The following is a 20,212-nucleotide window of genomic DNA, read 5'->3' as shown; positions in this document are numbered from 1 at the left end:
ACGCCGGGGCACGGCACGGTGGAGGTCCGCGACGGAGAGGCGACCCGATGGGCCAGCAGCAGTACGGCGACTACCAGTACGAGATCTACGGCGAGGGACTGCACGGTGTCCTGCCCCGGTTCCCGATGACCTTCGAGGGGCTGGCGGCGGGCGCCGAGGCCGCCCTGCCGCCCTCGGTCTGGTCGTACGTCGCGGGCGGGGCCGGCGACGAGCGGACCCAGCGGGCGAACGTGAGCGCCTTCGACCGCTGGGGCCTGGTCCCCCGGATGCTGGTCGGGGCGACCACCCGCGACCTGTCGGTGGACCTGTTCGGACTGCGGCTGCCCGCACCGCTGTTCATGGCCCCGGTCGGGGTGCTCGGGCTGTGCGGCCAGGACGGGCACGGCGACCTCGCCGCCGCCCGCGCCGCGGCCCGGACCGGGGTGCCGATGATCGCCTCGACGCTCGCCGAGGACCCGCTGGAGGCGGTCGCCGCCGAGTTCGGTGAGACCCCCGGCTTCTTCCAGCTCTACACCCCCACCGACCGCGAACTCGCCGCCAGCCTGGTGCACCGGGCCGAGGCGGCCGGCTACCGGGGCATCGTGGTCACCCTCGACACCTGGACCACCGGCTGGCGCCCGCGCGACCTCGCCACCGCCAACTTCCCCCAGCTGCGCGGCCGGTGCCTGGCCAACTACACCGCCGACCCGGTCTTCCGGGCCCGGCTCGGCCGGGAGCCGCAGGCGGATCCGCAGGCCGTGGTGGGACTCTTCGCCCAGCTCTTCGGCAACCCGTTGACCTGGGACGACCTGCCCTGGCTGCGCTCGCTGACCGAGCTCCCGCTGCTGCTGAAGGGCATCTGCCACCCCGAGGACGTCCGCCGGGCCAAGGACGCCGGCGTCGACGGCATCCACTGCTCCAACCACGGCGGCCGGCAGGCCAACGGCGGCATCCCCGCCCTGGACCTGCTGCCGGAGGTGGTGGCGGCCGCCGACGGTCTGCCGGTGCTGTTCGACTCCGGGGTGCGCACCGGCGCCGACGTCCTCAAGGCGCTCGCACTGGGCGCCACCGCGGTCGGCGTCGGCCGCCCGTTCACCTACGGCCTCGCGCTCGGCGGCACCGACGGGGTGGTGCACGTGCTGCGCTCGCTGCTCGCCGAGGCCGACCTGAGCATGGCCGTGAACGGCTACCCGGCACTGCGCGACCTACCCGCCGCTCTGCGCCGGGTGCCGACCGACGACTGACACCGGCCCACACGGCACCGACCCACTCGCACCCGGCCCAGGCCGTGCACGGCGCCTGCGGCGATCCGGGGGTTCGACGTGGCGGACGCCCACCGAAGAGCCCAGGTCGGTGACCGTCCCCGACCTGGGCTGCGGTGTGCCGCTGTCAGTGGCGGGGGGTCCTCGAGATCCGAGCGAGGACGGCGGCCGCCTGCGCCGGGTTGGCGCGGAGCCAGGCGGTCAGGTGCTCGCGGACGGCCTCGGCGACGCAGGCGCGGACGGGCCCGTTGCCCAGTCGGTCGCGGATGGACCCCTCGAACTCGGGGTGATCGAGCTTGACCGAGACGACCGCCGTCAGGCCCGCACCGAGCTGGGCGGGGGTGAAGTCGGGGTCGGACGGGGCGAGCAACTGTTGTTCCCGGGCGCAGGCGTCGACCGCGGTAGCCAGGCCGTCACGGAAGCCGAGCTCGTGCGTGCCGCCGCCGGCGGTCGGCCGGCTGTTGGCGTAGCTCGCGACCTGCTCCTCGCGGGAGTCGCACCAGCGCAGGGCCACCTCGACGGTCCCCGCCATGTCGGGGTCCTCGCGTTCGAAGGCGATGACGTCCGGGTGGAGGGGGGTGCCCTGCTCGGCGATGTGGTCCCTCGGTCCGCCCGGGAAGCGGAAACGGACCGGCCGGGGCGCCGCGGGGTCGCGGTCATCGGTCAGGGTGATGTCCAACTCCCGGTTCAGGAAGGACAATTCCCTCAAGCGCTCGGCCAGTGTGTCGAAGGAGAACTCCAGCGTCTCGAAGATCTCGGCATCGGGCTCGAACGTGATCGTGGTCCCGCTCCCGCCGGCCGGTCCGGTGCGAGCGAGCGGCGCGACAGCCACGCCTCGCTCGTACTCCAGGAACCAGCGGGTGCCGTCGCGTCGCACCTCGGCCGCCAGACGGCTCGACAGGGCGTTGACGACGGCCGGTCCCACGCCGAAGGAGCCGCCGTACAGTGAGCGCCGGTCGGCAGGCCGTACCCCGCAGCAGAGCACGGTCAACCGGGTCTCCAGCGCCGGGCCGTCGCGGTGGCCGGCGTGCTCGACCGGGAGGCCCGTACCGTCGTCGGCGATGCGGACGCCGCCGTCGGCGGTGAGGGTGATCTCGACACGGCTGGCGGTGCCGCCGAGGATCTCCTCCAGCGCCGGCTCTGCGGCCTCGAACACCAGGTGGTGAAGCCCGCGTTCACCGACCGATCCGACGTACATCCCGGGCCGCTTCCGAACGGCCTCCAGGCCCTCCAGAACCACGATCGTGCTGGCGTCGTACGCCTTGACTTCCTCGCTCATGCTGCCCCCTCCGAGGGTGTCCGACAAAGCTCCCCCAGCCTAGGAGATTTCCGAAAAAACACCAGGTCAGAGCCTGTTTGGCGAGGTCGTGGACGGGCTCCTGAAGGGCCACCGGGACCGCCCGGCCGGCAGGGGTGCGCACCGCCACCGCAAGGCCGCCGCGGCCCTCCGGACGCCGTCTGCGGCACTGTTCCGGGCGGCTCCGGGGCAAGGAATTTCGAGAATTTCTCGCGTCGGCCCGGTGTGGTCGTGGGGCACGGGCCCATGGTCGTGCCACCCGTGAGCACACCCGGTCGGCACCACGACTGCTCGCCCGTCAGGTCCGTCGGACATCCACTCCTCACGCCGCTCACGGGGAGCTCGACGAACGCCTCAGCAACGGGGAACGGCAGATCTCGGAAACGGTCTCAGAGATCGAGCCCGGTGCCGGTGGCCAGGGAGCGTTCGGCGGCGGCCAGGATCTCCACCACCCGGGCGCCGAAGGCCGCGTCGCAGGGGTGGGCCGGGCCGCCGGCCGCGGTGGTGTGCAGGGCGTCCAGGGCGCGGGCGTAGGCCTCGGCCGGGCCCTCGTTGCGGGCGGGCATCCTGGTCAGCCCAGCCGCTCCGCGCAGCTCCAGCCCCACCCCGTCGACCGCCGCCTCCGGCGGGGTGGTCAGGCTCAGGGTGAGGGTGGAGCTGGCGCCGGAGGCGTGCCGCAGCACCAGGTGCACGGTGTCGCCCGGGCCGGCCGCCGCGGTCACCCGGCGGACCTCGCCGAGGACGGGCAGCAGCAGGGAGAGTGCGTGCGGACCGACGTCCCACAGCGCGCCCTTCTCCTGCCGCCAGGGCGAGGCCGCGTACGGGCTGTCCGGGGAGGTGAAGACCGCGCCGAGCCACTCGCAGCGGGCGGTGAACCACCCGTCGCGGGCGGCCTGTTCGGTCAGCCAGTCGGCCTGGTCGGCGTTGAACCGCAGCGTGAAGAACACCACCGAGGCGACCGCGTTGGCCTGCGCCGCCTCGGCCACCCGGCGGGCCACCGCCGGGTCCAGCGCGACCGGCTTGTCCAGCAGCAGGTGCTTGCCGGCCTCGGCGGCCCGGATCGCCAGCTCGCCCTGGACGGACGGCGGCAGCGCCACGGCGACCGCGTCGACCTGGTCGAGCAGCGCGTCCAGGTCCTGGTGCACGGGAACCCCGTACGGCCCGGCCAGCTCGGCCGCGGCGGCGGGGCGCCGGCCCCAGACGCCGGCGAACTCCACGTCCGGGTGCGCGGCCAGCGCGGGGGCGTGCACCCGCCGGGCCCAGGGGCCCGTCCCGAGCAGTCCGATCCTCATCCTGGTGCCTCTCCACTGGTGCGTACGGCCCGGTCGGGGGACCGGCCCGGCCGGCGTACCGGCCCGGTCGGGCTCAGCGCTCGACGCGGATCAGGGTGAATCCGTCGTAGCCCTTGGTCCCGACGGTCTGCACGGAGGTGGCCGACACCCGCGGTTCGGCGGCGATCAGCTCGTGCATCCGGCGGACCCCGAGCACCGCGGCGTCCGTGGAGGCGGCATCGGCGACCGCGCCGCCGCGCACCACGTTGTCGACCACGATCAGGGCGCCGGGCCGGGTGAGCTTCAGCGCCCACCCGAAGTACTCGGGGTTGCTCGGCTTGTCGGCGTCCACGAAGACGAAGTCGAACGGCTCGACGCCCTCGTCGGCGAGGCGGGCCAGGCTGTCCGCCGCCTTGCCGACCACCACCTCGGCGCGGTCGCCGAGGCCGGCCCGCTCGAGGCTGGCCTCGGCAACCCGGGCGTGCGCCGGGTCCAGTTCGAGGGTCACCAGGCTGCCGCCGGCGGGCAGCGCGCGGCCGAGCCAGATGGTGCTGTAGCCGCCCAGGGTGCCGATCTCCAGGATCCGCCGGGCGCCGTTGGTGGCGGCCAGCAGCTGGAGCAGCTTGCCCTGGTTGGGGGCCACGTTGATGGGCGGCAGGCCCGCGGCGTCGGCGGCGGCGAGCGCGCCCTCCAGTGCCTCGTCCGGGCCGATCAGCACCTCGCTGAAGTAGTCGTCGACCGCTGTCCACTGCTGCTGGTCCATGGCCCGCCTCCACGTCACTGCTCGGATCGTTCTCCGGGGTAGATCATCCGCAACCCTAACCCAGCCGGGTGACGGCGGATCAGTCGGAGACGGCCTCCACCGGCGTGCCGCTCTTGCCGCCGACCACCTCGGGGTGACCGATCCTGGCCTTGGCCGCCCGGCGCTTCATCACCCAGGCCGAGCCGCCGCCGACCAGCACGGCCGCCACCAGCCCGATCCAGGAGAAGCTCTTCAGCCACTTCTCGGCCACCTTGCCGACCTGGTAGACCAGCAGCGTGGTGCCGCCGGCCCAGGCCACCCCGCCCAGCACGTTGGCGATCAGGAACTTCCAGTACGGCATCCGCAGCGCACCCGCCAGCGGCCCGGCGAAGATCCGCAGCAGGGCGACGAAGCGGCCGAAGAAGACCGCCCACATGCCCCACTTCCGGAACGAGCGCTCGGCGCTCTCCAGGTGCTCCGGGCCGAAGTGCCGGGGGAACTTCCGGCCCAGCCGTTCGAACAGCGGCTTGCCGCCCTTGCGCCCGATCGAGTAGCCGATCGAGTCACCGACGATCGCCCCGAGGATCGCGCTGGCCGCCACCCACCACGGGCTGACGTGCCCCTGGGCGGCCAGCAGCGCCGCCGACACCAGGGCGATCTCACCGGGCAGCGGGATCCCGAGGCTCTCCAGTCCGATGATCAGCCCGACGATGGCGTACACCGCCGCCGGTGAGACCCCGTCGATCCACTGGTCGATGTGCAAGGCGGACTACCTCCGTGGGCGTGCTGCGACGACTGCCGTACTGGCGGACCGGGCCCACGCGCGCGGATACGGCGAGGCTCCCCCCTGTCAGGGCAGCCTAACTCGACGGCGACCCCCACCTGCAACGGACCGCCGCCCGGCCCGGTTCCCGCTCCCCCGCCGGGCCGGGACCCGGCGCGAGCAGGGTGAGCAGGGTGAGCAGGGTCACCCCGGGCCTTCTCGCGGCCCGCACCCGGCCGCCGACACCCGTCCGCGGCCCACCGGAACAGGGCCACCGCCGGTCCGGCAGGGCCCGAAGGCCCGTCCGGTTCGGGACCTTGGTCCCGAATTCCGCGGACCTTCGACCCAGCATCCGGCCCCCCGGACCCGGGCAACCGTGGACGGTCGCCCGGTGGAACCCGGGCGCCGGGGCCACCCGCCGGGCGGCCCCGACTTCTGCCGTCTACCCGGCGCACCGTGCGGGAGCACCGTGTGCGCTCCGGAGGACCCGAATTCCATGTCCCGAACGATCGACAACGCCCCGTATACCGGCTTCCACCGCAAGCTCGCCCTGGCCTGCTCAGGCGGGCCGCTGCTCGACGGCTACATCCTGAGCATCGTCGGCGTGGCCCTGATCGGGATGCGCCCCGACCTCGGCCTCTCGACCTCCGAGGTCAGCCTGATCGGTGCCGCCGCCCTGCTCGGCATGTTCGTCGGCGGCGCGCTCTTCGGCGTGCTCACCGACAAGATCGGCCGGGAGGTGATGTACACCGCCGACCTGCTGGTCATGGTCGTCTGCTCGGTGCTCTCCTTCTGGGTCGACACGGTGTGGGCGATCGCCCTGCTGCGCTTCGTGCTCGGCCTGGCGGTGGCCGCCGACTACCCGATCGCCACCTCGCTGCTCGCCGAATGGCTGCCGGCCCGCCACCGCGGCCGGCTGCTCGGCCAGCAGATCATCGCCTGGTACGCCGGCTCCGTCCTCGCCTACGTGACGGGCTACCTGTTCCTGCGGTTCGGCGGCGAGGGCAGCTGGCGCTGGATGCTGGCCAGCTCCACCGTCCTGTGCGTGGTGTTCCTGGTGATCCGCCGCGGCTCGCCGGAGTCGCCGCGCTGGCTGGCCGCCCACGGGCGGGTCGGCGACGCCGTCCGGGTGGTCGAGAAGCACCTGGGGGTCCGGGTGGACGGCCGGGAGCTGATGCCCGATCCGGCCGAGGCCGGACGCAGCAGCGGCCTGCGGCTGCTGATGACCCCGCCCTACCGCCGTCGCACACTGTTCTGCGGCCTGTTCTTCCTGTGCCAGGTCGGCCCGCTGTTCGCGATGCTGACCTTCGGACCGCAGATCCTCTCGTCCTTCGGGATGCCGGGCGGCACCGTGCTCGACACGCTCGGGACCGGCCTGGTCAGCCTGGTGTTCCTGCTGGGCTGCTTCCCGGCGCTGCGGCTGATCGACAGCTGGGGCCGCCGGCCGGTGATCATCTGGTCGTTCGCCCTGATGATCGTCCCGCTGGCGCTGCTGGGCGTCTGGCCCGCGGCGCCGGCCGCCGTCGCCGTCATCGCGCTGTGCGCGTACGCCTTCCTGTGCGGCGGGCCGAACGTGCTCGACTGGACCTACCCGAACGAGCTCTTCCCGACCGAGATCCGGGCGACCGCGGTCGGGGTCGCCACCTCGGTGAGCCGGATCGGCGCGGCCGTCGGCACCTACCTGCTGCCGCTGTCGCTGACCGGGCTCGGCACCGGGCCGACCATGCTCATCGCGGCCGGCACCACGGCCGTCGGCCTGCTGGTGTCGGTGCTGTGGGCCGAGGAGACCCGCGGCACCGCCCTGGGGGCGGCCGCCTCGGGCAGCTCCGAGGTACCGGCGCAGCACTCCCCGCAGCCGGTGCACTGACTCCCCTGCCTCTGACCCGCCGCGCCCCGACCGGACCGCCCGGTCGGGGCGCGGCTGCGCCCGGCCCTAAGCGCCCGGCTCTATGCCTGCGCCGGCCGGCCGGCGAAGCGCAGTGCCACCACCGAGGGGCGGTAGCGGGAGACCACGGGCAGCCGGACGGCCGTGTCGACCACCGCGCCCAGCAGGCCGGGTCCGCCGATCGGCCGGACGTCGCGGATCTCGACCACCCCGGGGTGGGCGGTGGCCAGCTTCGCCCGCTCGCCCGCGTCCATCGCCCACGGCATCGGCGGGGCCTGGTAGCTGCGGCTGCGCATCTTTCCCTCGACGGTGAGCCGGCCGAACCAGCGCGGCACGGTGTCGAAGACCATGCCCGCCCCGGGGAAGCGCTCGGCGCACCCGGCGATCAGGTCGCGGACCTCGGCCGGGCGCAGGTACATCAGCAGGCCCTGGGCGGTGATCAGCACGTCCTGCCCGGGGTCGACCTGGTCGGCCCAGCCCAGGTCGGTGGCCGAGTGGGCCAGCAGCCGCTGCCGGGGCGCGGGCGGGAGCAGCCGTTCGCGCAGCTCGACCAGGTCCGGCAGGTCGACCGAGAGCCAGTGGGCGCGCCCGTTGTCGACCCGCCAGTACTGGGTCTCCAGGCCCTCGCCGAGGCAGACCACGGTGCCGCGCGGGGAGCGGGCGAGGAAGTCGGCGACCTCCCGGTCGAAGCAGCGCACCCGCAGGCCCTGCAGCCGGCTCTGGATCCGTCCGGCCCGCCCGTCGCCGGAGCCGAACCGCTCGGCGAACGGGAAGTCCAGCCGGTCGAGCAGCTCCACGGCCCGCGGGTCGGGGAGCACCGTGTCCGGGCGCCGGGCCTCGCAGGCCCGGTGGTAGAGCGTCCACAGCGCGGTCTCCGGCACCGCCGCCAGCTCGGCCCTGACCCCTGTCGGCTGATCGCCCGTCATGTCCCGCTCCTCCACCCGTCCGGTACTCCGGGCATTGTGACATCCGCCCGCCCGACCGGCAGCGCGGGCGCTCAGCCGACGCTGAACGCGCCCTCGGGCGGCGGCGGCGAGTCCTCGGCCCGGTCGTCGGTGACCGGGGCCACGCCGCGGACCAGGGCGGCGAGCTCGGCCCGGTCGGCGAGCCGGGCCGGGAAGGGGTCGGCGGCCAGCCGGCGGCTCAGCTCCTCCACCGGGAGTTCCGCGGTGGAACCCACCAGCAGGACGTTGCCGTACCGGCGGCCGCGCAGCACCGAGGGTTCGGCGATCAGGCAGGTGTGCGGGAAGACCGCGCGCAGGGTGGCGGCCTGGGCCCGGGCGAAGGCCAGCGGCGGGCCGTCGGCGAGGTTGGCGGCGTAGCACCCGCCGGGTCGCAGCGCGGCGGCGGCCAGGGCCAGGAATTCGACGGTGGTCAGGTGGGCCGGGGTGCGCGAGCCCCGGAAGACGTCGGCGACCAGCAGGTCGGCCGAGCCCGCCGGGGCCTCGGCGAGCGCCGCGCGGGCGTCGCCGACGGTGACCTCGATGCCGTCGGGCCAGGGCAGCTGCTGCTGGACGAAGCGGACCAGCGGGCCGTCCACCTCGACGGCGCGCTGGCGCGAGCCGGGGCGGGTGGCGGCCAGGTACCGGGGCAGGGTGAGGGCGCCGCCGCCCAGGTGCAGGGCGGTGACCGGCTGCCCGGCGGGGGCCAGCGCGTCGGCCAGGTGGGCGAGCCGCTGGACGTACTCGAACTCCAGGTGGGTCGGGTCGGCCAGGTCGACGTAGGACTGCGGGGTGCCGTCCAGGGTGAGCAGCCAGCCGCCGTCGTGGTCGAGGTCGGGCATCAGCTTGGCGGTGCCGAGGTCGACCGGCCGCTCGACCGGGCGCGGTTCCTCGGCGGCCGGGCTCACGCGGGGGCGGGCAGGTAGGCGGTGAGCCAGCGGTCGAGCTCGGTGAAGACCTGGGCCCTGGCCTGGTCGCCGGAGAGCACCAGGTCGTGCATGCCGCCCTCGATCCGCACCACGGTGACGTTGCGGCCGAGCCGGGGGCCGAGCGCGGCGATGTCGTCGGCCCGCAGCACGGCGTCCGTGCGGTGCAGGGCCGGGTCCCAGCGGTTGGTGCTGGTGCTGGCGGTGGAGGCCATCAGCAGGACCGGGCAGTCGATGGCCAGGCCGTGCCGGACCTGGCGGTGGCCGCGCTGGATGGCGGCGAGCCAGCCCGCGTAGAGCGGGAAGCCTTCGGCGGGCTTGAGGGTGAGGTCGAAGTCCCAGCTGCCGCGGTGGTCGCGGTGCAGGCTGTGGACGTAGTGCGGGTTGAGCGAGGAGGGCAGTTTGCGGGTGCCGGCCAGCCGGCCGAGCGCGTCCACGGCGGGGGCGCCGAGGGTGCGCACGGCGGGGGCGGCGGGCATGGCGAGGAACGGGCTGTTGAGGAACAGCCCGTCGATCAGGCCGCGGCCGGCGCGCCGGCCAGCCCACAGGGCGGTGATCAGGCCGCCGGTGGAGTGTCCGTTGACCAGCAGCCGGGTGTGGCCGTCGACCTCGCGGATGATCCGGACGGCCTCGTCCAGCTCCTCGTCGTAGGCGGTCAGGTCGCGGACGAAGTTCGGCGACTGGTGCGCCTTCAGCGAGCGGCCGTACTTGCGCAGGTCGAGGGCGTAGAAGGAGTAGCCCGCCGCGGTGAAGTGGTCGGCCAGGTGGGTCTGGAAGAAGTAGTCCACGTAGCCGTGGACGTAGAGCACGGCCTGCTTGGCGCCGGGCACCGTACGGCGGACCAGGGTGGCGCTGACCGCCCCCTCCTCGTCGGGCCGCAGGGGGAGCTCGACGGCCTGGTAGGGCTCGCCGAGGATGTCCGTCCGAAACTCCATGCTCTGGTCCGCACCCATCTGGTTCCGTGCCGCGCCGCCGTGACGGGTCCGACCCTACCGTTCGGGCCGGTGGAGGTGCGTGGCGAGGGTCGGCCGCAGCAGGGCGAGCGGGCCGGTCCAGTCGAAGGCGTTCGCGCCGCCGATCTCCTTGCCGCCCATCGGTGGCTGACCGCCGATCAGCACCCCCATCGAGCGCAGCACCGCCAGGCTGGCGGGGTAGGCCGGGTGGGCGGCCTGGGCCGCGTTCAGGCAGGGCTGGACGGCGGTGGGGGTGCCCAGGCCGGGGGCCTCGCAGAGGATGCCGAGGGCGAGGGTGTCGCTGATCCCGGCGGCCCACTTGTTGACCGTGTTGAAGGTGGCGGGCGAGGCGAGGACGGCGTCGGCCGGGGGCAGCGGCTTGGGTTCGCCCGGACGGCGCAGCGCCGAGCGGACCGGGAAGCCGGTCCGCCGTTCGACCGCCGGCAGGTCGAGGAAGCCCAGCGCGGTGGGGGTGGCCACCACGCCGACCCGCCAGCCCTCGGTGTGCGCGGCGTCGATCAGTTCGCCGACGCCGGCGGCCACCCCGGCGGCGCAGACCACCACGTACAGGAACGGGCCCGCCCCGCCGTCGCCGCCGCTCACCGGCTCCGCCGCTGCTCGTCCCGCCGCTGCTCGGCCAGCGACTCCCCGGCCTGCCACTCCTCGGCCAGCAGGCCGAACAGCACCTCGTCGAGGAACTCGCCGTAGACCCAGGCGGAGCGCCGCAGGATGCCCTCCTGGGTGAAGCCGGCCCGCAGCGCGGCGCCGCGCATGGCGGGGTTGTCCACGAGCGTCTCGATGCCCAGGCGCTGCAGGCCGCGGACGGCGAAGCCGTACTCGCAGAGCGCCCGGACCACGTCGGTGCCCAGGCCCCGGCCGCGGGCGGCGGGCCGGAGCGCGAGGCCGAGGTGGCCGACCCGGTTGTGCTCGTCGATGCCCCACAGGACGGCCTCGCCGGCCAGGTCGCCGGTGGCCAGCTCGACCACGGAGAAGACCGCGGCGCGCTCCTCGGGGCCGCCCGGGGCGAACGGCGAGTGCGGGCCGGCGGCGACCGGCCGCCAGGGGCGGGAGTCGCCCCGGGAACGTCCGAGCACGTCCTCGTACAGCTCGGTGTGCAGCACGGGGACGTCCGCCTCGGTGCGGGCCCGGAGTCCGACCTTCTCGCCTCGAATCATGCGGCCAGTGGTACTCCCCCGGGCCCGGGCGCCGCAAGGCAATTGCGGCCGGGCGGTCAGTCGCGGCGGCTGCCGAGGCGGCGGGGCGTGCCGCCGCCGCGCAGCACGCCGACCACGCCGAGGGCGGCCGCGCAGATCGGGACGGCCAGCAGGGCGCCGATGATGCCGGCGATCCCGGCGCCGGCGACCACCGCGAACATGATGGTGGCCGGGTGCAGTTCGACCGTCCGGCTCTGGATCAGCGGCTGGAGCACGTTGCCCTCGACCATCTGGACGGCCAGCACCACGCCGAGCGCCCACAGCGCGATGCTGAGGCCGCCGTCGGCGAGCGCGACCAGCACGGCGACGGTGCCGGACAGGAAGGCGCCGATGAACGGGACGAAGGCGCCGAGGAAGACCAGCGCGCCCAGGCCCGCCGCGCCGGGGACGCCGAGCACCAGCAGGCCGACGGTGATGAAGACGGCGTCGATCAGGGCGATCAGCGTGGTGCCGCGCATGAAGCCGGCCATCGCCGCGAAGGCCTGCTGCCCGCAGGCGACGACGAGTTCGGCGCGTTCAGCGGGGACCACCGAGCGGACCAGGTCGGCGGTGCGGTGGCCGTCCCGGAGGAAGAAGAAGACCAGGGCCAGCGCCAGCACGCCGCCGGTGACCAGCTGGACGGCGACGCCGAGGCCGGAGAGCACGCCGCCGGCCAGCGAGTTGACCAGCGAGCCGCCGGCCGCGCCGCCGGAGCCGGCCGAGTCGGTGACGGCCCGTTGCAGCCGCGTCCCGGCGGGGCCGAGCCAGGCGGCGAGCTGGTGGCCGGCCTGTTCCAGCGAGTCGCCGATCTGCCCGGCGCTGTGCACCAGCGAGTTGGTGAGCAGTGCCAGCACGGTGCAGACCGCGGCCACCAGGACGGCGCAGGTCAGGCCGGCGGCCAGGCCGCGCCCGAGGCCGCGGCGGACCAGCCAGGGCATCACCGGTTGGAGCAGGGCGGTGCCGAGCAGGGCCACGATCATCGGGATGGTGGCGGCGCGCAGGGCGACGAAGGCGTACACCACGAGGGCGGCGACGGTGATGAAGAGGATCACGGCGGTGGACCACGCGGCGGCCGTCCGTACCGCGGGGGGCAGCGACTGGTAGGGCCGGCGGCGGTCGTCCGCCGGCCCGGGGGGCGTGGGCTCCACCGACATTCCCGCCTCCGCCCGGCCGGCCGCTGCTGACCGACCCATCCCAGCATATGATCTGACGGAATGTCCGAAAGGTCCGGTCCGGGCGCGTCCGGCGTGCGGGCCGGTCGGGCCGGTCAGGCCCCGGTCAGGCGTCCTGCTCCACCGCCACCCGGCCGCCCTGGTCGCCGGTGAAGGCGAGCACCCGGGCCCCCTCCGCCTCGATCCCCGCCAGCTCGGCCCGGCCGGGCCGCCCGAAGGCCAGCACCCGCAGCACCCCGCCGTCGATCCGCCAGGACCCGGCCACCAGCCCGTCCAGCAGCAGGGCGCCCAGCACGATGCCGTTCACCGTCATGATCCGGGGCCGGTACTCCTCCGGGAGCACCCGGCCGCGGTCGGCGTGCGAGAGCAGCAGGTTGTCGAACGGCGCGAGCAGCCGGACGGGCGCGGGCACCGAGCGGTCCGGGCGCGGGGCGTGCGGCAGGTCGTACAGGGTGCGGCCGCGGCCGTCCCGGAACAGCACCAGGTCGGGCGCCAGCCGGGCCAGCACCGGGCCGAGACCGGTCAGGCCGCTCCACTTGCCGACGTCCGCCGCGGTGGCCGGGCCGAACGCCGCCAGGTAGCGCAGCACCAGGGCGTCCAGGGACGGTTCGCGGTCGAGCGGGCGGCCGAGCCAGTGCTCGGCGGTGGTGTGCGCGGCCGGGCCGCTGCGGCCCCAGATCCCGCGCGGCGGGACCTGCACCAGCGGCAGCCGGGCGCGGGCCACCTGGGCGAGCGCGGCCGGGTCGCCCGCGGGGAAGCGCTCGGCCAGCAGGGCGCCGAGCAGCTGGAAGGTCAGCGGCTGCTGCTCGACCAGCTCGCGGGCGGCGGCCGCGACCGCGTCCAGGTCCACGCCGGGCAGCCGCTTGGCCCAGTTCCCGGCCAGGCCGCGGTCCAGGACCGGCTGCAGCAGCGGGCGCAGCGCGAGGCAGTCCTCGGCGGTGACCAGGTGGATGGTGCCGCGCTGGAGGCCGATCCGGACCACCTCGCGGTCCTCGATCAGCCGGCTCAGCTGCTCGGGCCGGAAGCCGTCGAGCCGGGAGAGCAGTCCGAGGTACGGCGGTTCGGGCGCGGCCTGCGCCTGCAGGCCGACCAGGTGTCGGACCAGCTCGGCGGGTGCGAGGTCGGTGCGCTCCAGCAGGTGCTGGCGGGCCAGCAGGGCGCGGCCGAGGGCGCGCGGGTCGAGTTCCCGGCCGGTCGCCGGGCCGCCGGCCACCGGACTGCCGGTCACCGGGCCGCCGGCCACCGGGCCGCGGGTCACCGGGATGCTGCGCGGTCGAGTTCGGCGCGCAACAGGGAGACCCGGTTGGAGGTGATCGAGTCGACCCCGGCCCGCAGCATCCGGCGCACCGTGCGGCGCAGGTCGACGGTCCAGGTGGAGACCTCCAGCCCGGCCTGGTGCGCGGCGCCGGTGAACGCCTGGTCGACCAGGCCGAACGGCGGGTTGATCCAGCGCGGGCGCAGGTCGGCCAGCAGGGCGCCGCCGGGCAGCCGGGGCTGCTTCCAGGTGAGGGCCAGCTCGGCGTCCGGGGCGAGCGCGCGGACAGCCAGCATGGCGGTGGCCGAGCCGCAGAAGGCCACCCGGCTCTCGGCGCCGAGCGCGGTGACGGCCTGCCAGGCGGCGGCCGCCGGTCCGGCGTCGTCCAGGTCGATCATCAGCCGGCCGGCCGGGGACTCGGCGGCGGTCTTGAGCGCCTCGGTGAGGGTGGGCACCCGCAGGCCGGGGGCGCCGAGGTCGGCGAGCTGGTCGAGGGTGACCCGGTCGATCGGGCGCGGGTCGCCCCAGAGCCGCTCCAGGGTCCGGTCGTGCAGCAGCACCGGCACGCCGTCCCGGGTCAGCTGGACGTCCACCTCGACCGCGTCGGCGCCGGCGGCGAAGGCGGAGCCCACGGAGGCGAGGGTGTTCTCACGGTGGCGGAAGGGGTCGCCGCGGTGGGCGACGGCGAGCACGCGGCTCATCGGCGGGGCCTCTCTCGGGTCGCGGGTGGGCCGCCCGGTCCGGGACGGTCGGGGTTCAGGCGCGTTCGATCACGACGTTGGTCGACTTGATCACCGCGATCGCGGGGGCGCCGGGCACCAGGCCGAGCTCCTCGGCGGAGTCGCGGCTGATCAGCGAGACCACCCGGAACGGGCCGGCCTGGATCTCCACCTGCGCGGCGACGTCCCCGAGCACCACGTCCGTGACGATGCCGGGGAAGCGGTTGCGGGCCGAGGACGGACGCCCTTCGGCCGCGGCGGTCTCCGGCTTGGCGAGTTCGCGGGCGAAGGAGGCGAGCTGGGCGCCCGGGATGATCCGGTGGCCGTGCTCGTCGCGTTCGGCGGCGACCCGGCCGGCGTCCACCCAGCGGCGCATGGTGTCGGCGCTGACACCGAGCATCGCGGCGGCCTCGCCGATGCGGTACGGGTGGACCGGCCGGTGGGGCTGGGCCATGGGTGTGCTCCTGGCGTGCTCGGCGGACTGTCGCCGCCATCCTGCCCTACCGGGGCCCGGCGGGGCGACGCGCCGTCACCTCGGCGGCGGCGCAGCCGCGCCGGGCGGGCACGGGAGCGGGCGCCCCGGCGGCCTCATTCGCCGCCGAACAGGTCCCGCCGGGCCGCGTCGCCCGCCGTGAGGACGGCGCCCGCGAGCACCGCGCCGCCGCCCGCGGTGCCGACCCGGACCTCGGTGCGCAGCGGGGAGAGCGCGGCCAGCCGGCGTTCCACCCGGGCGGCCAGGTCGGCCCCGCCGGCCAGGCCGAGTTCGCCGCCGAGCACCACGCAGCCCGGGTCGAGCACCACGCAGATCGCCGAGGCGCCGATCGCGATCCGTTCGGCGAGCTCGTCCAGGAAGGCGTCGGCGCCGTCCCGTACCGCGGCGCGCAGCACCAGCTCGGCGCGGCGCACCGGGCCGGCCTCGCCGTCCAGCGCGAGCCCGTGGCGCAGCGCCAGCTCGCCCACGGCGGCGCTGCCGACCAGCGAGTGGTAGCCGCCCTCGCACCCGGTGGAGCTGGGCAGCACGGCCGTGCCGGGCACCGGCAGGAAGCCGATCTCGCCGGTGCCGCCGGAGGCGCCGCGGCGCAGCCGTCCGTCCAGCACCACGGCGGCGCCGGTGCCGTGGCCGAGCCAGAGCAGGGCGAAGGTGTCGCGGTCGGCGGCGGCGCCGATCCGGTGCTCGGCGATGCCGGCGAGGTTGACCTCGTTCTCCAGGATCACCTCGGCGGCCTCGAGGGTGGCGACGCCGGAGCTGGAGCGCAGCGCGGCCAGCAGTTCGGTGTGCCAGCGCGGCAGGCCGCCGGAGTTGCCCAGCTCGCCGGTGGCCGGGTCGACCAGGCCGGGGGCGCCGACCGCGACGGTGTGCAGCCGTTCGGCGCCGGCCTCGGCGGCGGCCCCGAGCAGGGCCTCGACGGTGCGGCCGGCCAGGTCCTGGTCGTCGGGGCCGGCCGGGACGGACGCGGTGGCCAGGGTCCGGCCGGTGAGGTCGGCGACCACCAGGGTGATCCCGGTGGCGCGGACGTCGATGGCGGCCAGGTGGGCCCGGTCGGCGGCCAGGGCGTACAGCCGGGCGTTCGGCCCGCGGCGCAGCTGGGCGCTCTCGCCCGCGGGGGTGACCAGTCCGGCCCGCTGGAGGCGTTCCAGCAGGTCGGCGACGGTCGGCCGGGAGAGGCCGGTCAGTGCGCGCAGCTCGGACGCGGTCAGCGGCCCCCGTTCCAGCAGCAGGTCGAGGGCGAGCCGGTCGTTGATGGCGCGGGCGGTGCTCGGCGTGGCCGTACGCGCGGTGGTCATGAAGCTGCATCCTTCCAGAGGTTTCTATCAGGATCCCTTCCTGATAATTTATCGGACATCGGGCAGTCGACCACGGGGAGGGCCCGGCATGGGACAGCAGCCGCCAGGAGGACCGGGAGGACCGCGGGTGAAGGACGTCCGGCGCGCCAGGGTGAGCATCGCCCTGGTGTTCGCCGTGCACGGGGCCGTCACCGGCACCTTCGTCACCCGCATCCCGTGGATCCAGGACCACCTGGGGCTCAGCCCCGGCCGGCTCGGCCTCGCCCTGGTGCTGCCCGCCGTCGGCGCCTCGCTGGCGATGCCCCTGGCCGGGCGGATCGTGCACCGGTACGGGGAGCGCGCCGCGGTGCGCTGGCTGCTGACGCTCTGGTGCCTGTCGCTCGCCCTGCCGGCGCTGGCGCCCAACCTGGTGACGCTCTGCCTCGCGCTCTTCGTGTACGGCGCCACCGCCGGGATGGCGGACGTGGCGATGAACGCCCAGGGCGTGGAGGTGGAGGAGCGGCTCGGCCGGTCGATCATGTCCGGCCTGCACGGCATGTGGAGCCTGGGCGGCCTGGTCGCCTCCGGCTTCGGCGTGCTCGCCGCCCACCAGCAGACCGACGCCCGCGTCCAGTTCGCCGTCACCGCGGCGGTCCTCGCGCTGCTGGCGCAACCGGTCTGCGCGGGGCTGCTGGACGTCCGGCCGGCCGCCGACGAGGAGGCTCCGCCGCGCTTCACCCTGCCACCCCGGGCCGCCCTGACCATCGGGCTGGTCGGCTTCTGCGCGGTCTTCGCGGAGGGCGCCTCGATGGACTGGAGCGGCGTCTACCTGCGCGACGTCACCGGCTCCTCGGCCGGGACGGCGGCGGCCTGCTACTCCGCGTTCGCGGCCACCATGGCGGTGGCCCGGCTGGCCGGCGACGCGGTGGTGCGCCGGCTGGGGCCGGTGCGCACCGTCCGGCTGGGCGGCGCCACCGCGGCGGTCGGCGGCCTGCTGGTGGTGCTCGCCGGGACGCCGTACGTGGCCATCCCCGGCTTCGCGCTGATCGGCATCGGGATCGCCGTGGTCGTCCCGCTCGCCTTCGCGGCCGCCGGGCGCGCCGGCAGCAACCCGAGCCGGTCGATCGCCGGCGTCGCCACCATCACCTACACCTCCGGCCTGGTCGCCCCCGCGATCGTCGGCGGGATCGCCCAGGCCAGCTCGCTCACCGTCTCGTTCGCGGTGGTCGCCGTACTGGCGGCGGCCCTGGTCCCGAGCGCGGGCGCCCTGCGGCACCGCCGCCCGGCGCAGCGCGAGCAGGTGCCGGGGCTGGAGCCGGCCGCCTGAGCCACCGCCGGGCCCGGATCTGACGTCACGTCAATCGCGTTCTGTCGAAGTCTGCTTGATCTCGCACACCGCCGAAGGCGACCTGGCATCCTGGAGCCGCACCGGGAGGGGTGGGAGATGGCCGACCAGGCGGGCGGGGTCACGGAGCTGGCCGGCGGCGCGCGCAGACCGCGTCGCGGTGCGGGCACGCAACGGGTACGGGCGACGGGGGCGGGGACGGCGGGCGGACCGGGCCCGACGCAGCTGATCTTCGCCGCCCTGGTGCTCGCGGGCTACTGCGTGCTGGTCGGGTTCCTCGCCGCGCACCGCGCGGACCTGAACTGGGACCGCCTGGTGTTCCTGTTCTCGGGCGTCGAGGCGATCGTGTTCGCCGCGGCCGGGATGGTGTTCGGCACCGCCGTGCAGCGGTCGCAGGTGCAGACCGCCCGGGCCGACACGGCCGCGGCCAGGGCCGAGGCCCAGGCCGGGACGGAGGCCGCGGTCACCCTCGACAACGTGGTCGCGCTGATCCGCTCCCGGGCCGCCGAGGAGCGCGCGGCGCAGCCGGCCGGGTCGGCCCAGGGTGTGCCGCCGGAGGCCTACGGTGCGCGCGGTGCGTCGTCCACGGTCGCCGCCACCGCCATGGCGGACCTCGAACGGGCGGTCCTCGCGATGGTCGAGGGACGCAGCTGACGCGATGGAGCCGCCCATGCGCTTCGTCGTCGTGCGGGTCGGCCCTGCCGACGGCACCGGCCATCCGGTCGAGATCTTCGAGGACGCGATGCCCACCGAGCAGCAGGGCGCCCGCCCGCCCCGGCCCCGCCGGTCCGGCCGGCTGCCCGCCGCAGGGTCGTCGCAGGCGCGCTGGACCGCCGAGGACGTCGAGAGCGCCAAGGCCCTGCTCGGCGGGGCCGGCTACGACCGGGACCGTGCCCGCCGCACCCGCGACCTGCTGCACAGCATGCTGGAGTCGACCGGTGCGATGGCCGTGTGGCAGGAGGCGGTGAGCACCGCCGAGCCGACCGACCCCCCGGTCCGAACCCTGATCGAGTCGCACGATCCCGCGCTGGCCGACCTCCCGTGGGAGCTCCTCCAACTGCTGCCCGACCGGCGCGCCGGACAGCCGCACCGCTTCCGGCTGTCCCGTGCGGTGGAGTGGCCCTGGCCCCGGCCGACCGTGCCGTTGCAGCGTCCGCTGCGCGTCCTGGTCGCCGTCGGCAGCCCGGAGGACCAGGCGCTGCGGGCCGAGGAGGAGATCGAGGCCATCCAGTCGGCACTGCGCCGGCACCCCGGGGAGTGGCACGTCGAGGTGGTCCGCGGCCCCACCGGCGAGCAGTTCTTCGACCGGGTGGAGGTCCTGCGCCCCCACGTCCTGCACTTCATCGGCCACAGCGGCGCCGACCTCTACGACGATGTCGTGCTGCAGTTCCGGCCGCCGTGCGCACCGCCCTGGAACCTGCTCGGGGAGCAGGTGGCGCTGCAGTTCCCGCCCGACTCGCCGCCGCGGCTGGTCGTCCTCAACTCCTGCCACAGCAGCCCCGGAGCACTGGTCGGGACGGGCTCGAGCAGGGTGGCCGAAGCGTTCCTGCGGCTCGGCGCCGGAGCCCTGGTCACCATGCAGGGCGAGGTGGCCTCGGACGGGGCGGCTCGGTTCGCCGGCGCTTTCTACCGCGCCCTGGCCGAGGAGGAGCCGGTGGACGAGGCGCTGTGGCAGGCCCGGCGGGTGGTCGCCCAGCAGCCCGACGGCCTCGACCGGCCGGACCCGGCCCTCCCCCGCCTCACCCTCGCCGCACTGCCGGACCGGATCCTGCACCGGGAGCCGGGGGCGGACCGCAAACAGGCCGCCGAGCTCTTCGCGGTGGAGGAGACCAGGCTGGACCTGATGGTCGACCGGACGGCCGCCCGCCGCACGCTCCTGGGCGGGCCCGGCTGGGCGCAACCGCTCGGGCCGAGCGGCCTGACCGTGGTCCGCGGGCAGGCCGGGACGGGCAAGACCGTCCTGGTCAGAAGCTGCCTGCTGAGCTGGCACCTGAACGGGGGCAGGACCACCCACGTCGACTTCACCTCGCAGGGCCGGACCCTGAACTGGCTGGACGCCGTGCGCCACCTGTGCGCGCGGGTCCGGGTGGAGGTCGGCGACGGCTCCGCCGATCCGCTCGACCGGTTCGCCCATCAACTGCAGCACCGGCGCCGCGGCCTGGAACCGCCCGCGGGACCGCCGTGGCAGCCGGACGATCTCGGCCCCTGGGAGCCGGAGGCCGACGCGGTCTGGCCCGGTTCCGCCGCCGACCGGCTGTTCGCGGACCTGCACGAGGCCCTCCGCACGATCGCGCTGCCGTCCCGGCTGACCATCGTGCTGGACCAGTTGGAGGGTCTGGAGGAGGGCGCGCTCGCCCAGCGGTTCGGCCCCCTGCTGCTCGGCCCGGTGCGCAGGGACGCGGCCGGACCGCTCGCCCTGGTGGTCGTCGAGGACTCCCGGGCGGGCGAGCGGGCCAGGCTGAGCGAGGACCTGCTGCGGCGCACCGACCAGCGGATCGAGGTCGGACCGTTCGCCCCCGACGAGGCGGCGCACGTGTTCTCGGAGTACCGGGTGGCGTGGTCGGTCCGCGACGAGGCGGGCGCCGCGGACGGGCGCCGGCGCGGCCGGGCGGAGTGGATCCGCAGGTTCGGCGCGATGCTCGACGGCACCCGGGCCCAACTGGGGCCGACCATGCTGCTCCAGGCCGAGCACTTCGCCGACGGCATGCTGGACGCCACGCAGGGGGAGGCGCCGTGAGCGCGGGC

19 protein-coding genes are annotated in these 20,212 nt (G+C 75.5%); 5 read left to right on the top strand and 14 right to left on the bottom strand.

The features are described from left to right. Window positions 1-47: 47 nt before the first annotated feature. Window positions 48-1,223, top strand: a complete 1,176-nt coding sequence (locus tag ABT014_RS16415) for an alpha-hydroxy-acid oxidizing protein (protein ID WP_350639438.1) — start codon at window positions 48-50, stop codon at window positions 1,221-1,223. A gap of 145 nt (window positions 1,224-1,368) precedes the next feature. Here the strand turns inward: ABT014_RS16415 and ABT014_RS16410 are convergent, their stop codons facing one another. From ABT014_RS16410 to ABT014_RS16395, 4 genes are all read right to left on the bottom strand, one after another. After that, the gene (locus ABT014_RS16410) at window positions 1,369-2,520 is read right to left on the bottom strand and encodes an ATP-binding protein (protein WP_350639437.1); all 1,152 of its coding nucleotides are present in this window, start codon (window positions 2,518-2,520) and stop codon (window positions 1,369-1,371) included. 407 nt (window positions 2,521-2,927) lie between these two features. Beyond that, entirely contained in the window at window positions 2,928-3,830 is a 903-nt protein-coding gene (locus ABT014_RS16405; protein ID WP_350639436.1) for a Gfo/Idh/MocA family protein, read from the bottom strand. Window positions 3,831-3,903: 73 nt separating this feature from the next. Further along, window positions 3,904-4,572, bottom strand: coding sequence for an O-methyltransferase (locus tag ABT014_RS16400; RefSeq protein ID WP_350639435.1), 669 nt, complete (start codon window positions 4,570-4,572; stop codon window positions 3,904-3,906). Window positions 4,573-4,651: 79 nt separating this feature from the next. Further along, entirely contained in the window at window positions 4,652-5,314 is a 663-nt protein-coding gene (locus ABT014_RS16395) for a DedA family protein (RefSeq protein WP_350639434.1), read from the bottom strand. Between the two features lie 496 nt (window positions 5,315-5,810). Between ABT014_RS16395 and ABT014_RS16390 the strand changes: the two genes are divergently transcribed. Further along, window positions 5,811-7,181 (top strand): MFS transporter, encoded by a 1,371-nt coding sequence (locus ABT014_RS16390; RefSeq protein ID WP_350639433.1) that lies wholly within the window; start codon window positions 5,811-5,813, stop codon window positions 7,179-7,181. 80 nt (window positions 7,182-7,261) lie between these two features. On the opposite strand, the gene ABT014_RS16385 is transcribed toward ABT014_RS16390, so the two are convergent. From ABT014_RS16385 to ABT014_RS16340, 10 genes are all read right to left on the bottom strand, one after another. Next, complete coding sequence (locus tag ABT014_RS16385; protein WP_350639432.1) at window positions 7,262-8,125, bottom strand: class I SAM-dependent methyltransferase; 864 nt, start codon at window positions 8,123-8,125, stop codon at window positions 7,262-7,264. A gap of 71 nt (window positions 8,126-8,196) precedes the next feature. Then, window positions 8,197-8,982: a spermidine synthase gene (locus ABT014_RS16380; protein WP_350639501.1), complete on the bottom strand. Its 786-nt coding sequence runs from the start codon at window positions 8,980-8,982 to the stop codon at window positions 8,197-8,199. Window positions 8,983-9,044: 62 nt separating this feature from the next. Then, on the bottom strand, window positions 9,045-10,001 hold the full coding sequence (locus ABT014_RS16375; protein ID WP_350639431.1) for an alpha/beta hydrolase: 957 nt from the start codon (window positions 9,999-10,001) through the stop codon (window positions 9,045-9,047). A gap of 54 nt (window positions 10,002-10,055) precedes the next feature. Continuing rightward, window positions 10,056-10,622 (bottom strand): flavoprotein, encoded by a 567-nt coding sequence (locus ABT014_RS16370; protein WP_350639430.1) that lies wholly within the window; start codon window positions 10,620-10,622, stop codon window positions 10,056-10,058. After that, window positions 10,619-11,194, bottom strand: a complete 576-nt coding sequence (locus ABT014_RS16365; protein WP_350639429.1) for a GNAT family N-acetyltransferase — start codon at window positions 11,192-11,194, stop codon at window positions 10,619-10,621. The genes ABT014_RS16370 and ABT014_RS16365 overlap by 4 nt, the downstream gene beginning before the upstream one ends. 56 nt (window positions 11,195-11,250) lie before the next feature. Next, window positions 11,251-12,366: an AI-2E family transporter gene (locus ABT014_RS16360; protein ID WP_350639428.1), complete on the bottom strand. Its 1,116-nt coding sequence runs from the start codon at window positions 12,364-12,366 to the stop codon at window positions 11,251-11,253. Between the two features lie 124 nt (window positions 12,367-12,490). Continuing rightward, a complete protein-coding gene (locus ABT014_RS16355; RefSeq protein ID WP_350639427.1) occupies window positions 12,491-13,642 on the bottom strand; it encodes a winged helix DNA-binding domain-containing protein in 1,152 nt (383 codons plus the stop codon). Then, on the bottom strand, window positions 13,639-14,340 hold the full coding sequence (locus ABT014_RS16350; RefSeq protein WP_350639426.1) for a glycerophosphodiester phosphodiesterase: 702 nt from the start codon (window positions 14,338-14,340) through the stop codon (window positions 13,639-13,641). Before ABT014_RS16350 ends, ABT014_RS16355 begins: the two co-directional genes overlap by 4 nt. A 55-nt stretch (window positions 14,341-14,395) precedes the next feature. Further along, the gene (locus tag ABT014_RS16345) at window positions 14,396-14,812 is read right to left on the bottom strand and encodes a TOBE domain-containing protein (RefSeq protein ID WP_350639425.1); all 417 of its coding nucleotides are present in this window, start codon (window positions 14,810-14,812) and stop codon (window positions 14,396-14,398) included. A 134-nt stretch (window positions 14,813-14,946) separates the two neighbouring features. After that, the gene (locus tag ABT014_RS16340) at window positions 14,947-16,143 is read right to left on the bottom strand and encodes an ROK family transcriptional regulator (protein ID WP_350639424.1); all 1,197 of its coding nucleotides are present in this window, start codon (window positions 16,141-16,143) and stop codon (window positions 14,947-14,949) included. 88 nt (window positions 16,144-16,231) lie between these two features. Here ABT014_RS16340 and ABT014_RS16335 point away from each other — a divergent pair, with 88 nt between their 5' ends. The 3 genes from ABT014_RS16335 (at window position 16,232) to ABT014_RS16325 (ending at window position 20,204) form a co-directional block, all read left to right on the top strand. Next, the gene (locus tag ABT014_RS16335; RefSeq protein WP_502894984.1) at window positions 16,232-17,449 is read left to right on the top strand and encodes an MFS transporter; all 1,218 of its coding nucleotides are present in this window, start codon (window positions 16,232-16,234) and stop codon (window positions 17,447-17,449) included. Window positions 17,450-17,566: 117 nt separating this feature from the next. Next, window positions 17,567-18,121: a hypothetical protein gene (locus ABT014_RS16330; RefSeq protein WP_350639422.1), complete on the top strand. Its 555-nt coding sequence runs from the start codon at window positions 17,567-17,569 to the stop codon at window positions 18,119-18,121. Between the two features lie 16 nt (window positions 18,122-18,137). Then, on the top strand, window positions 18,138-20,204 hold the full coding sequence (locus ABT014_RS16325) for a CHAT domain-containing protein (RefSeq protein WP_350639421.1): 2,067 nt from the start codon (window positions 18,138-18,140) through the stop codon (window positions 20,202-20,204). The last annotated feature ends 8 nt before the right edge of the window (window positions 20,205-20,212 follow it).

It is taken from the genome of Kitasatospora sp. NPDC094015 (assembly GCF_040304075.1).
Taxonomy (GTDB): domain Bacteria; phylum Actinomycetota; class Actinomycetes; order Streptomycetales; family Streptomycetaceae; genus Kitasatospora.
The sequence above is the reverse complement of the archived record's forward strand: the minus strand, read 5'-3'. Positions and strand labels throughout refer to the sequence as shown.